The organism is Paraperibacillus marinus (assembly GCF_046237605.1).
GTDB classification, from domain to species: domain Bacteria; phylum Bacillota; class Bacilli; order Bacillales; family DSM-1321; genus Paraperibacillus; species Paraperibacillus marinus.
On the sequence record NZ_CP143542.1, the window covers coordinates 2,268,653 to 2,281,550 of the forward strand.

At 44.2% G+C, this 12,898-nt stretch carries 13 protein-coding genes; 5 read left to right on the forward strand and 8 right to left on the reverse strand.

Features of this window, described 5'->3' with window-relative positions; translation table 11 throughout:
- Positions 1–11: 11 nt before the first annotated feature.
- Positions 12–581 carry a TetR/AcrR family transcriptional regulator gene (locus V1498_RS11615; RefSeq protein WP_409293803.1) on the forward strand — a complete coding sequence of 190 codons (570 nt, stop codon included), beginning with the start codon at positions 12–14 and terminating at the stop codon, positions 579–581.
- A gap of 142 nt (positions 582–723) precedes the next feature.
- Positions 724–3,759: an efflux RND transporter permease subunit gene (locus V1498_RS11620; protein ID WP_409293804.1), complete on the forward strand. Its 3,036-nt coding sequence runs from the start codon at positions 724–726 to the stop codon at positions 3,757–3,759.
- A 219-nt stretch (positions 3,760–3,978) separates the two neighbouring features.
- On the opposite strand, the gene V1498_RS11625 is transcribed toward V1498_RS11620, so the two are convergent.
- Genes V1498_RS11625 through V1498_RS11635 form a run of 3 tightly spaced genes read right to left on the reverse strand, consistent with a single transcriptional unit; the run spans position 3,979 to position 5,857 of the window.
- A complete protein-coding gene (locus V1498_RS11625) occupies positions 3,979–4,281 on the reverse strand; it encodes a DUF3784 domain-containing protein (RefSeq protein WP_409293806.1) in 303 nt (100 codons plus the stop codon).
- The gene (locus tag V1498_RS11630; protein ID WP_409293808.1) at positions 4,278–5,399 is read right to left on the reverse strand and encodes a metallophosphoesterase; all 1,122 of its coding nucleotides are present in this window, start codon (positions 5,397–5,399) and stop codon (positions 4,278–4,280) included. Before V1498_RS11630 ends, V1498_RS11625 begins: the two co-directional genes overlap by 4 nt.
- Positions 5,400–5,452: 53 nt before the next feature.
- A complete protein-coding gene (locus V1498_RS11635; protein ID WP_409293810.1) occupies positions 5,453–5,857 on the reverse strand; it encodes a hypothetical protein in 405 nt (134 codons plus the stop codon).
- Between the two features lie 224 nt (positions 5,858–6,081).
- On the opposite strand from V1498_RS11635, the gene V1498_RS11640 reads away from it, so the two are divergent.
- Positions 6,082–6,318, forward strand: coding sequence for a hypothetical protein (locus tag V1498_RS11640; protein ID WP_409293812.1), 237 nt, complete (start codon positions 6,082–6,084; stop codon positions 6,316–6,318).
- Between the two features lie 626 nt (positions 6,319–6,944).
- Here the strand turns inward: V1498_RS11640 and V1498_RS11645 are convergent.
- Positions 6,945–7,106: a hypothetical protein gene (locus tag V1498_RS11645; protein ID WP_409293814.1), complete on the reverse strand. Its 162-nt coding sequence runs from the start codon at positions 7,104–7,106 to the stop codon at positions 6,945–6,947.
- A gap of 123 nt (positions 7,107–7,229) precedes the next feature.
- A complete protein-coding gene (locus V1498_RS11650) occupies positions 7,230–8,177 on the reverse strand; it encodes an aldo/keto reductase family protein (RefSeq protein WP_409293816.1) in 948 nt (315 codons plus the stop codon).
- Positions 8,178–8,343: 166 nt separating this feature from the next.
- On the opposite strand from V1498_RS11650, the gene V1498_RS11655 reads away from it, so the two are divergent.
- Both V1498_RS11655 and V1498_RS11660 read left to right on the forward strand, forming a co-directional pair.
- The gene (locus V1498_RS11655) at positions 8,344–8,928 is read left to right on the forward strand and encodes a DNA-3-methyladenine glycosylase I (protein WP_409293818.1); all 585 of its coding nucleotides are present in this window, start codon (positions 8,344–8,346) and stop codon (positions 8,926–8,928) included.
- Positions 8,929–8,963: 35 nt separating this feature from the next.
- Positions 8,964–9,869 carry a GNAT family N-acetyltransferase gene (locus V1498_RS11660; protein WP_409293820.1) on the forward strand — a complete coding sequence of 302 codons (906 nt, stop codon included), beginning with the start codon at positions 8,964–8,966 and terminating at the stop codon, positions 9,867–9,869.
- Between the two features lie 52 nt (positions 9,870–9,921).
- On the opposite strand, the gene V1498_RS11665 is transcribed toward V1498_RS11660, so the two are convergent.
- From V1498_RS11665 to selB, 3 genes are all read right to left on the reverse strand, one after another.
- Positions 9,922–10,089, reverse strand: coding sequence for a hypothetical protein (locus V1498_RS11665; protein WP_409293822.1), 168 nt, complete (start codon positions 10,087–10,089; stop codon positions 9,922–9,924).
- A 158-nt stretch (positions 10,090–10,247) separates the two neighbouring features.
- The gene (locus tag V1498_RS11670) at positions 10,248–10,664 is read right to left on the reverse strand and encodes a VOC family protein (RefSeq protein WP_409293824.1); all 417 of its coding nucleotides are present in this window, start codon (positions 10,662–10,664) and stop codon (positions 10,248–10,250) included.
- Positions 10,665–10,778: 114 nt separating this feature from the next.
- A complete protein-coding gene (gene selB / locus V1498_RS11675; RefSeq protein WP_409293825.1) occupies positions 10,779–12,650 on the reverse strand; it encodes a selenocysteine-specific translation elongation factor in 1,872 nt (623 codons plus the stop codon).
- Positions 12,651–12,898: the final 248 nt, after the last annotated feature.

Below are 12,898 nucleotides of genomic sequence, written 5' to 3' on the forward strand. Positions count from 1 at the left end.
GAGGCTCACTCTTGGCAAGAGGGCATGACCAGAAGGAAAAGATACTGGATGCTGCATTGGAGGTATTTGGCAAAAATGGGTACTATGATACCAAAATGCTGGATATCGCCGGTCTCGCTGGGGTCTCTAAAGGTACTCTTTATCTCTATTTCCCTTCAAAGGAAAGCTTATATATCGAGGTGCACGACCGCAGCTTCAATCATTACTTATCTCAGCTCGAGCAGAAGGTCAATGGCTTTTCCACCTTCAAGGAGAAGCTTGTATGCATTGCCGAGGAGAATTTGATGGTGTTTTACAGGGACCGCGACAAGCCCAATAAGTATCTTCAGGCTTATACGAATGATCCAAATATGATTAAGTCTCTTCATACTTTCTTTGACAACTACCATAAGTATGTGACCCGGCTTATGGAAGAAGAAGGAATCCGGGACCCGGCAGTCCATGCGAAAGCATTCATCGGCATGATAAACAATTATCAGCGGGACATATTTTTTGACCCGTCTTTTGATTACTCCGCACTCCTGGGAGCAGCTGTCTTCGTTGTCGACCTTTTTGTTGGCGGCTGCAGGAGGACAGACTAATCAGGGTAGGTATCTACCTGGCCTATGGATACCCGCGGGTCAGTTTTTGAAATGTGTAGATATTATGAAATATGCACTTTCTTCGTACTAAGGGTACCCATGGGTCAGTATAATACATATAAAATTGAAATCGGAGGCCTTTATGAATTTTTTAACTCGGTTCAGCTTGAAAAACGCAGCAGCCATATTCATTATTTCATTTTTACTCATACTTGGAGGATTATACTCGTTCACCAAACTGAAAGTCGACCTGCTTCCGGATATCGAATTCCCCCAGCTTTCCATTGAAGCCGTCTATCCCGGCGCCTCTCCATCTGATGTGGATGAGCAGGTCACTTCAAAGCTTGAAAAACGCCTCACCGGCCTTGACGGGGTCAAGAGTGTCCAAAGCACGAACTTTGAAAGTGTCGGGATCATTAATATGGAATTCCCGTTCAACACCGATATGGATGATATTGAACAGCAGGTAAATGCCATAATAAAGGAAGAAAATCTGCCTGACAGTGCCAAAGTCGATGTCAGCCGCTTCTCCTTCGGCTCATTCCCGATCTATAATATCTCCATCTTCTCTAAAGGAGACAGCAGTGCCGATAAAATTCTGAATGACAAGATCATTCCTGAAATCAAAAAAATCGAAGGCATTAATTCTGTTACAGTCGGTGGGTTGAAAGAAGATCTCCTACAGATAACGGTCGATAAGAAAAAAGCCCAGGCCAATGGGATTTTCCTTTCTGGCATCAAAGAACAAATCAACCAAAAGCTCTTCTCCTTCCCTGCCGGCACGCTTACTTCTGAAGATATTCAGGTTCCCGTACGTGTCGAAGACAAAATCGAGAAATTGAGTGAGCTGAAAAACCTGAACATCACTTCCTCAATACCGGGCAATAAAAATAGCGTGAAGCTTGGGGATATAGCCAAAGTCGAGCCGGTATCCGAGCAGGCTGAATATACCCGTTATAATATGAAAGAATCACTTTCCATGGCCGTCACGAAAAAGCAGGACGCCAATACAGTCGCTGTAGCTGATGAAGTAATCAAAATATTAAACAAGTATAAAAAAGATGTTGATTATGCGATCGGCTTTGATTCAGCGGCCGGTATAGAAGAATCTGTAACAACACTTGTTAAAGAAGGATTGCTTGGGGCCTTGTTTGCATCCATTGCTGTTTTGCTGTTCCTGCGGAATGTCCGGGCAACTCTAATCTCAATCATATCCATTCCACTATCACTCTTGATTTCGGCCATTTTTCTGAATGCCCTGGATATTTCTCTTAATATCATGACGCTCGGCGGCATGGCTGTCGCAGTAGGCCGTGTGGTTGATGATAGTATCGTAGTTATCGAAAATATATTCCGCCGTGTTCGCAGAAGCAAGGAAGGAATGTCAAACGCACTCATTCAGTCTTCCACTAAGGAAATCCTGAAGGCGATCACTTCCTCCACCCTTACAACGGTTGTGGTGTTTCTGCCGATAGGCTTTGTCGGCGGTATCACGGGGAAATTTTTCCTTCCATTTGCCCTGACAGTCATCTTTTCATTGCTGGCTTCCCTGCTCGTTTCCATAACGATCGTGCCAATCCTTGCTCAGTTCTCATTTAAGAAGGTTCCGGCGAAAGAAAAGGAAGGCGGTTTGCAGCGCACCTATGAAAAAGTAATTGGCTGGTCACTGAATCATAAAGCCGTTATTTTGATTCTGTCTCTCCTTCTTTTAGGCGGATCTTTCGCCCTTGTGCCGAAACTCGGGTTCACATTCCTGCCGAACGAGCAGTCAAAAACCCTTGTGGCAAGTGTCCAGCTTCCTTCTTCAACGGCGCTCGGCAAAACCAATGATGTTTCTTTGAAGCTGGAAGAAATGTTTAAGGATCAGGATGAAATCAAGGAAGTAACAACAGGTGTCGGATCACGTGACTTCCAGACCGGCCTGAAAAAGAAAAACCAGGCAAGCTACTTTATCAATCTGAAGGAAAACACAGATATCAATACGTTTATCCCGAAAATTGAAAAGAAGATGAAAGCCATCGCTGACCTCGTGGAGCCTGGAACAAAGCTTGGTGTCCAGGAACAAAACACCGGCGGGCCGCCATCTAACAACAATGTTGTAATCGATTTGTTCTCCAATAACCTGGAAGAACTGCAAAGTGCTTCAAAAGAAGTAGAAAAATATCTTAAATCCTATGACAATCTTAAATATGTATCCAATAATTTCTCTGAAAAACAAAAACAGCTGGTCATCGATGTGGATCAGGAAAAGGCAGGCACTCTCGGAGTCTCAGGTGCCCAGATCCTCGGAACCATTTCTGATCAGACACAGCCTGTATCTGTAGGAAACCTGAAGCTTGATGACCAGACACGATCTGTCCAGCTTTCCTATAATGACGAAGTTACATCGATTGATGAAATTAAAGAACTGCCTGTCTTCACACAAAGAGGACCTGTGCCTGTGAGCGAACTCGCAAATGTTCAGGACCTTGATGCCTTCACTTCCATCCAGAAGCTGGACGGTAAAGTATTTGCCCGGATCGAGGCACAAATTAAAGGAGACAATATCCAGCAAGTATCCAAAGAAGTGATTGACGGCGTCAAGAAGGATGTTGACCTCCCTGAAGGCGTAGACTTCGAGGGCGGCGGAGGAAGCGATGATACCGTAGAAACCTTCCAGCAGCTAGGACTCGCGATGGTGGTTGCAATCGGTCTTGTATATCTGACGATGCTCATCACCTTTGGAAAAGCGAGGATCCCATTGATCATCCTGTCATCATTGATCTTCGTTCCGATCGGTTCATTGTTCGGACTGGTGCTCGCAGATGAACCTCTGTCTGTGTCCGTAATGATCGGGTTCCTGATGCTGATTGGTATTGTCACCACCAATGCCATCGTCCTTGTAGACCGGATCAATCAGAATCGCGAGGAAAAAGAAATGTCCATCAGGAAATCCTTGATCGAAGCAGGCAAAACCAGACTTCGCCCGATTCTGATGACTGCTTTTGCAACCATCGCAGCCCTTATTCCGCTGGCACTCACCACGTCATCCGGAACATTGATTTCCAAGGGCCTGGCCATTACAGTAATCGGCGGCTTGACGTCATCCACTCTATTAACACTCATCATCATTCCAGTGTTATATGAGCTGTTCTTCTTCCGTCAGGCGAAGAAAGAAAAAATCAGGAAGGCATCATAAAACAACAGGGTAAATAACAAGGAATCGGATTAAGATCCGATTCCTTTTATTTTGGCTGTTTTTACATAATGAATCTTGATTAGATATGCTGGATTTCGTGTCAATGCCCATGTTTAACAAGGTTATTGCATCCGCTTTATTACAATGCATGCAGCGGAAAGCAACTTTTTGCATTCAACAGCCTCAATTTATGCAGCAGCAGCCGTTGAAAGAGGATCTTCATTTCACATTTAGCTTATTGGAATAGATCATGACCAGTACCGTCGATGCCACGACAATTACCGCAAATAGGATTCCGGTGAAGCCGCCAACAAATTCCAGTCCAAACGGCAGTACTATGCATAAGACCCCGATAAAAGCGGAGAAAAGGCCGTAGACTTTCGCCAATTTGTTCTTGTCGCCGGCGAACTCTTCTTCATTGAAGCCCGCTATCAAAGAAAGCTTCTTTTTCGCCCAGATAAAATAGGCGAATATAAACATCAGCAGCCCAGCCAGACCGCACACTATAAATCCCCCTATCAATCCATTTCCCCCCTCTTTTCTCCGGTAAATTCAATATCAATCTGCAGGATTTCCGAGCGGGTGCCAATTCTGAGAGGCGGTCCCCAGAAGCCGTAGCCGGAGGAAACAAAGGCATGCATTTTATTCTTCCTCATATAACCCCAGTCGAGTTCATACATCCTTCTTGTAATCAGATGATTGGGTGCCATCTGCCCCCTGTGTGTATGGCCGGAAAGCAATACATCCACGCCGGCCTGCTCGGCCTCTTTTAATTCATATGGCTGATGATCCATGGCGATGATGACCAGGTTAGAATCGACAGACCGGGTCAAGGCTGCAAAATCCTTCCTGTCCCGATCAGTGCGGTCCTTCCTCCCTGCGAGAACCAATCCATCAGCAATTTCGATGGTTTCATCCAGCAAAATGTCGATGCCTATGTTCTCCATGATTTTCAGGTATTCTGCGACTCCTCTCCCGTAATACTCATGATTTCCGAGCACGCCATAAACACCAAGCGGAGCTTCCAATTCACCCATGATTTTATCGATCTTCTTTTTCTGGAAAGGCCCGGGATCATCGTCGATGATATCACCTGGCAGAAGGATGAGATCCGGCTCAATTTCAGCAAGTCTGGCCGAAAGTCTTCTCGCATGCCTCACACCCGAAAGGCGTCCGAAGTGCATATCTGATGCTGCGGCAAGTCTTAGAAACTTCCTCTCCCCGATCCTCTTATCCACCGTGATGGTATATTTACGAATCACTGGACTATAGGCATTGAATATCCCGTATCCAAATAGGGCCAGGAAAACCGTCAAGACAATCCAGCCAGTCATGGCCGCTGCGGTATCATCCAGCTTTCCGGCAAGTCTCATGGAAAGCAGAATCAGGTCGGCAATCGGCAGGATTAAAATGCTGTATTGAAGGATGCCAAACCAGATGGATCCCAGCGACCTGAAGAAATCCGACTTCTTTCGAAAAAAATAAGAATAGCCCATGATCCCTGTTAAGATAATGGGAATAAAGGGATTATGCACACCATAGGCTTTATCCAGCCAAAGCCAGCCATGCCAGCCTATATAAAGAAGAAGGAGATTATATACACCAATGAAAAGAATTCTCCCCGTTAAATTTCGTCTCATTCAGCCACTCTGCACCTTTCACTTGCTGTAATTTCACAATTGAGATTCAATCCCTATTCCACATGCCTTCCATCCTTATGGACGTTTTCTCCACTGTAGCTGTTCTGCGTCACTCTGCCATCCTTGTTTACCCGATACCCATACACATAGTCCGGTTCATTCATAAAAACTGCTTCAATTCTGATGCCATTAGAGAAAACACCTCTGTTGTTACTCAATACAAATTTCTCCCCGGGATATTTGCTTTTCAGATAATCATGAACTTTATCTCTTTGAGCTTCTTCCTTTATAATTTCATTTTCCTTCTCCCAGATGAGATAAGCTGATTCTGCAACAGAGATCAAGAGAGCAGCGTATAAAAGTCCGGCTTTTGCCTTCTTAAAGAAAATGGACAGAATAACAGCAGCAGCAATAGGAGCGATATAAAGAAATAACGTGGTCAAGGCAAGTGGCGACATGGGCTCTTCTCCTTTATGGATAATTATGACTATAATAAATTCGTCGACATAATGGCTTTTACCTTGTTTTTTGCTAATAAAAGATTTTCTCTCGTAATAAAGTCTCAAAATTCTGTGAAATTATATCAAATATTAGCAGTATATGCTATAATAAACACTATATAAAATATGGGTCCTAATAGACTTTTCTTAGTCACTTCCCTATATGAGAGGAGATGTATGAAATGGCAAAGGACCGAACCCATTTCGAAACCATGATGAAGCTCATCAAACAGTACCGGTACACCGATATCCTCTTGATTTACTCTGACGCAGACAAATGCCCGCTCGTCAATGTATGCTATCTTCAAGACCACTATCAGATCACAGACCTCACAACCCGCGAAATCTTTCAATGTGTTGATACCAACGCCGCCATCCATGCTATAGAATCCAAGCTTTTAGAACCTGCCTTCTGCTGATACCTCCTCCGTGTATATACACTGCCATTCCCAGCCAGACTAACATCATGATAAAAAAAATCCTTTACATTACCGCTATGTCGATTGGTATCCTGTTGACCGCGTCCATCGCTTTCATCGACACCATAGAGTTCCTATCCAAATGGATTAAGCAGGCTCTGCTGTGAGCCTGCTTATTTTAGTGAGACTCCTTTTCAGAAAGAAGAAGTCCCTGGACATTATGCTTTGACTCTTACCGCTGATTATATTAGTAATAATTAGGTATAAAAGCAGGTAAGGGAGGATTCTACCAATTTGGAAGAAAAAAATGTCCGAAATTTATAGAGGGTACGGAATTCATGCCTAATAAACCCAACAAATGTCTGGAAGCGGAGCCCAAAAGACATTTTACTTAAACTGTGGAGAAGCCGCTTCAATCCGCATGGAGAATATTTTAAAAAGTAGAAAAAACCGACGGAAAACCCTGTGCGCTTTAACACAGGTATCTTCTTTATTAATTTTTTTTGTATTCCAGCCCATAAGAGCCTCTGGCGCTAATAACAAAAAAACATGGCTGGATATTGACATCCTCTGATTGAGGTTACCTGAAATCAATTTACCCTTTCCAGTCCGCCGCCATTCACTATTCAGTGATCTCTATTTAAATCCTGTTCAAGAGAACCAGTACCGGTTTCTCCTCCCTTTTCGATTTGCTCATAGAAATCTTTATCTACGCTTAATGAATTTCTCTCTTCCTTAAGCGCCTTTTCTTTTTGCGGCTGATTTTTATGATCTTCCTTCTTTTCCACTTTACATAACCTCCCTCTTTACATCCTATTTATCTCTTCCCTTCTGGCTGGCTGACAAACATGGCCGAGAGCAATGAAAAGACCTCCATCAACCGAAGTTAATGGAGGCTGCAAATTCACATATTAAGCCAGGATGGAATCGATCTTCCGCACTGTTTCTACATCCAGTTCAACGTTCACTGCGCCAATATTCTCATGAACCTGTTCCGGCCTGCTTGCACCAATGAGCGCAGAGGCGACATTCGGCTGTCGGAGCACCCATGCTAGTGCAAGCTGGGAAAGGGTTATATCCATTTCCGCTGCTACCTTCTCCAGCTGTTCCACCTTCAGGAGTACATCTTCCTGAAGCAGCTTATCCATGAACATGTTTGATTTATCGTCAGCTGCCCTGCTTCCCTGTGGCAGCTCTCCTCCGCGCTTATATTTTCCCGTCAGCACACCCTGGGCAAGCGGTGAGAAGACGATCTGGCTAATCCCGCTGTGTTCCCCGAGCGGGATGATTTCCTTTTCTATATGGCGGTGCAGCATGCTGTAATTGGGCTGATTCACCACAATCCGGTCAAGCAGGAATTTCTCTGACGTGCCGAGAGCAGCCCGGATCTGTTCTGCTGTCCATTCACTCACACCAACGTACATCACCTTTCCCTGCCTTACCAGATCATCTATTGTTCTCAGGGTTTCATCAACAGGAGTGTCCGGATCAAAACGGTGGCAGTAGTAAATATCCACATACTCAAGCCCAAGACGTGCGAGGCTCGCATGAAGCTGTTCAAATACATGCTTCCGGGATAAGCCTTTATCATTCGGTCCATCGCCCATCGGCCCAAAGACCTTTGTTGCCAGCACATAGCTTTCACGGGGATACTTCCGGAGAGCCTCACCAACGATTTTCTCTGCCTCGCCGCGGGCATAGACATTGGCCGTATCAAATGAATTGATGCCAAGATTATAAGCCGTATCTATAACGGACTCAGCTGTATTCTTCTCGGTTGAATTCCCGTAAGTTAGCCAGCTGCCAAGGCTTATTTCACTAACTTTCAGGCCGGTTCTCCCTAAACGTCTATATTTCATGCAGATGTCCTCCTTGTTTTACCCTGAATTTTCTGAAATCTATCAACTCTCTTAGTTTATCCATCCCGGCAGGTTTTTGTCTAATAGGAAGGCTTGGATTACTATGCGAACAAATGTGTGGTATGATCGGAAGAGATCATATTTTACAAGTCAGGAGAATGGTAAAATGAACAGATGCAGCTGGGTAAATGAAGATCCCCTCTACCAGGAATATCATGATAAAGAGTGGGGAGTTCCTGTCAGGGATGACAGACTGCTTTTTGAATATCTGAATCTTGAAGGTGCCCAGGCAGGGTTGAGCTGGTACACCATATTAAAAAAGAGGGAAAATTACCGGGAGGCCTTTGACAACTTCGACGCTTCCATAATCAAAACGTATGATGAAAATAAAATCAGTGAACTGCTAAATAATGCAGGGATTGTCCGGAATAAACTTAAAATCCGTGCAGTCATTGGCAATGCAGCCGCCTATGAAAAAGTGCAGGAAGAATGGGGCTCGTTCAGTGCCTATATATGGTCATTCGTCGGCGGCTCCCCCATCATCAACCACTACGAACCAGGAGCATCCGTACCGGCTTCCACAGAAATCAGCGATAAAATGAGCCGCGACTTGAAAAAACGAGGCTTTAAATTTGTCGGAAGCACCATCTGCTATGCATTCATGCAGGCATGCGGACTGGTGAATGATCATTCAGCGTGCTGTGATTTTAAAGCCACGCCTGCAGGTAATTCCCCTTACAGAATCGAATAACATAAGAATCAGAATAAGTGCAGGGGGTGCTATTTATGAAGATTGAATATTTATCCCAAGCCAGAGTTCCCGATTTTATCGAATTCTGCAAAAAACACAGATATGAAGTAGACGATTCGTTTCTATATGAGGAAGACCTGAAAAATTTCCAGCCCCATACAGATAACCCAACATACATAGTTACAAATAATAAATCAGACATTATTGCAGGGATTTCTCTCATCATGAATTCCTACTTAAAAAGAGGAAAAAAGGGACGCTTTCGTATTTTTCATTCTGCAGAACCAGACCTGAATATTTACAAAATGATGCTAGAGAGTATAACACCCCATACAACAGAGATAAATCAAGTCTTTCTCTTTATTCAAGAAGACAAACAAATAGTCCGGGACATCTTTCAATCCATGCAATTTAATATTGAGCGTTACGCCTATTTTCTGACAAGAGATGCTATAGATGCCGCACAACCGGACTTAAAGGATGAGTACCGGTTTAAAGTCTTTGAATTCAACAAAGATGAGGATGATTATCTTCATGTTCGAAACAAGAGTTTTGCAGCACTTAAAGGCTCTGAGACACCTCTCACAGCAGAAGAAGTTTTAAACATGAAAGAAAAAGAAGAGTATTTAGAAGGTGGGATTTTTCTTCTTTATCATCAGGAAAAGCCGATTGGGGTCGTACGTTCATCCAGGGATGTCTACAATAACGAAGCCGTGCTGAACATTGGTCCTTTAGCACTTATCCCTGAATACCAAGGTAAAGGCTTAGGGCGTCAATTGTTAAGAAAAGCTCTGGAATTTGGAAAAAGAAGTGGTTATCCCAAGGCTGTATTAAGTGCTAATGGGGATAATGAACGAGCAGTCCGCCTATATCTGAAAGAAGGATTTAAAAAGGAAGAATCAGTGGTTTGCTATCGTTATGATATAACATTATCAAAATAAATTAAAATTTCAATGCAGACAAATAAGCAGCAGGAACTCATTCTCCTGCTGCTTATTTTTTCTTATTGGCATACGCTGTCAAGAGCGCAAAAACGGCAAAAGCGGCAAATAGTCCTATGGCCAGTATCTCACTGTCAAATAAGATCCTTTCGGAGAACATATATAAAATCCCAAAAGTGATGCAAAGCGTGAAAAGGAGTACAAAAGTGTTCCTGCCCATGTACATCCACCTTCTCTATTGATTTCGGATTCCTTTACTCGGGTTATTAATTTTTACCCTTAAATATTCGAAATAATAATAAGATTTTCAGATTTTTAGCTGATCGTGCGATTTTTTCTCATTTAAAAACGGCTCTGCTCAGCAGAAGCCGTAAAAGTTCATTCTGTAACAATCTGAAAACTAATGCCAAATTTGTCGGTCAACATCCCATATGCTGGGCTGAAGAACGTTTCCTGCAGCTCTGTCTGCACAGTGCCGCCTTCACTCAAAGCGGCAAAAAAACGCTGCGAAAGTTCCTTGGAGTCCGATGTCAGGCAGATGGTGACCCGGTCGCCCGGATGAGTTTTCTGTCCTGGAAACACATCCGAAAACATAAAATCGGTTTCCCCTACTCTTAGCGTGGCGTGAAGCACCCGGTTTTTTGCCTCCTGGGGCAGAGGGTGAGCTGGGTCCTCCGGCATATCACCAAATGTCTGTTTAGCCACTACCTTTGCCTGGAGTGCCTCCTCATAAAAACGGATAGCTTCTGCGGCATTTCCTTCCATCACCAAATAAGGATTCATCCGAACTTTCATACTTTCCACTCTCCCATGATTAGATATTTCTGCTATATATCATGGTGTTATTAAAAGTATAGCCAAAAGAACGAATGTTCGCAATGAAATACTCAACGAAAATCAAACTTTTTATCAGCCCATCCAGACTCTATGATTCCCTTCCCGCTTTGTTAATCCTTGCTGATCCAGCGCTTCAAGAAAAGGGATAATATGCTTCCTGGAAAGTCCCAGGATTTCCTTAGCCTCCCCCACTTCAAACCCGGCTGGCACCTTCTCCTTCAGCATAGCTGTTCCTTCATTAAAGGCCTTCTTGTGGACGAGCCTTTGATTGTCCAGCTGGATCAGCATCCCTCTGTTTGTATAATACTGAAGAATATCGATTTGGAGAGCCATTGGCAGGCCCGCTGCTTTATAATATTCTTCAATATTCCCTGCCTTCAGGCCTCCGTTCCTTATTTTATCCATCATGGATCCTGTACGCTTTTCCCATTCCCTCGGCACATGCGGCTGAAAATCAGCTGCCTTTAAAAAGCTTCCCGACCGCTGCCATTTTCCGTGCTGTTCGCCTGCTGATAGCACGAATTCAAATAAATCACCGGGAATCTGGCTTCTTGCTAGTAGCTCAGCTTTATTCATTCCGTCCTTTAAGGGAGACTTTTCATGAAATTGGGATAACTCGGTTTCTATTATTTTTATTGCGTCATCAATCACCGATCTATGAGAAATAGATCCGCTTTTATATTGAATCCAGCCATCTTCCCCGAGAATACCGCTGATTTCTTCCATTGAAACCGACAGCTCATTGGATGCGCGGCCGGCTGTCAATGCTTTTTCTTTATGTATCAAATTCAGAAGCCGTTCAGAAGGCGTTCCCTTCTCCTTCAAGGTAAGCATCTCGATGGTTTGCGGACCAAATTTATATTTTTTTCCGGCAGGATCGATCACCCATCCTCCGCCAATAGTTTCGGCCGGACTCGGCCTGCGGAGGATCATACGATCTCCTCTCGATGAGATGATGTTTTCCTCCAAACGCACCTGGCATAGCACCTCTTCCGTGCCATCCAATGAATTCCGGTCAAAAAAAACGATTTTTCCCATAACCTCTGCCGTACCGATATAACATTTCACCGGCATGCGCTGTTTTATCACATGCTCCAGAGCCTTTACAGCCTTAAACGAAACATCAATAACAGAGGTCACCTCCGCATGGGGAGAATCGGTCAGAACATTTCCACGCTCTGCCTCATCCTGGGATATTCCCCCTAAATTGATCGCCGCCCGCTGCCCCGCCCTGATTATAGCTGCATGTTCTCCATGGACCTGAACCTGCCTCGCCCGCGTTTTCTTCCCCTGCGGCATGAGGTACAGCTCCTTACCTTCTTGAAGGCTTCCGTTATAAACCGTGCCGCGGGCTACCGTTCCATGCCCCTTGACCGTGAAAACCTGATCAATCGGCATCCGGAAGCTTCCCCTTGCATCAAGAGGTCCAATTTTCTGGAGCTGATTTATGATGAGCGACTTTAACTCAGGAACTCCCATGCCCGTTAGACTGCTCACCGCCACAATCGGACTTTGTTCAAACACTGTCCCCTCCAGCTCCAAACTGACCTCTTCCCTTGCCAGTTCCAAAAAGTCCGCTTCAACCGCATCTGATTTGGTAAGAGCGACAATGCCATGAGAAATACCCAAAAACTCAAGGATTTCAAGATGTTCCCTTGTCTGCGGCATAACCCCTTCATCCGCAGCCACAACAAGCACGGCAAGATTAAGGCCCGCAGATCCCGCGATCATCTGCCTGATGAACCGCTCATGTCCAGGCATATCCACTATCGATGCTTCCATCTGCTCATTATCTACCAGCCGCGCGAAGCCTAATTCAATCGATATCTGCCGCTCCTTTTCTTCTTTCAGACGGTCCGTATCCACATTCGTCAATGCCTTCGTCAATGAAGTCTTCCCATGATCGATATGACCGGCCATACCAACCGTAAAAAACTTTTTCATCGCAATCTTCCTTTTCTGATTTCCATATTCCCAGTATAGCCGAGTATGAAGGAAGACTCTAGCGAAGGAATTTGGGCTGGCATTTTTTGATGGTAATATAATAGTTTACATAATAATATTATTATAAAAATAATCTTACTCTTCCTATTTAGAGATAAAATCAATTTTTGCAGCATTACTAATAACCGAAATGTCAGGTTCTTCTGCCACTCTTATCTGCTCATCCATATCTCCACTCGTTGTACTTT

Bases quoted from the DNA above. Each gene is read 5' to 3' on its own strand.
- V1498_RS11620 (WP_409293804.1), top strand. From the start codon at position 724: ATGAATTTTTTAACTCGGTTCAGCTTGAAAAACGCAGCAGCCATATTC.
- V1498_RS11630 (WP_409293808.1), bottom strand. From the start codon at position 5,399: ATGAGACGAAATTTAACGGGGAGAATTCTTTTCATTGGTGTATATAAT.
- V1498_RS11635 (WP_409293810.1), bottom strand. From the start codon at position 5,857: ATGTCGCCACTTGCCTTGACCACGTTATTTCTTTATATCGCTCCTATT.
- V1498_RS11640 (WP_409293812.1), top strand. From the start codon at position 6,082: ATGGCAAAGGACCGAACCCATTTCGAAACCATGATGAAGCTCATCAAA.
- V1498_RS11650 (WP_409293816.1), bottom strand. From the start codon at position 8,177: ATGAAATATAGACGTTTAGGGAGAACCGGCCTGAAAGTTAGTGAAATA.
- V1498_RS11655 (WP_409293818.1), top strand. From the start codon at position 8,344: ATGAACAGATGCAGCTGGGTAAATGAAGATCCCCTCTACCAGGAATAT.
- V1498_RS11660 (WP_409293820.1), top strand. From the start codon at position 8,964: ATGAAGATTGAATATTTATCCCAAGCCAGAGTTCCCGATTTTATCGAA.
- V1498_RS11665 (WP_409293822.1), bottom strand. From the start codon at position 10,089: ATGGGCAGGAACACTTTTGTACTCCTTTTCACGCTTTGCATCACTTTT.
- V1498_RS11670 (WP_409293824.1), bottom strand. From the start codon at position 10,664: ATGAAAGTTCGGATGAATCCTTATTTGGTGATGGAAGGAAATGCCGCA.
- selB (WP_409293825.1), bottom strand. From the start codon at position 12,650: ATGAAAAAGTTTTTTACGGTTGGTATGGCCGGTCATATCGATCATGGG.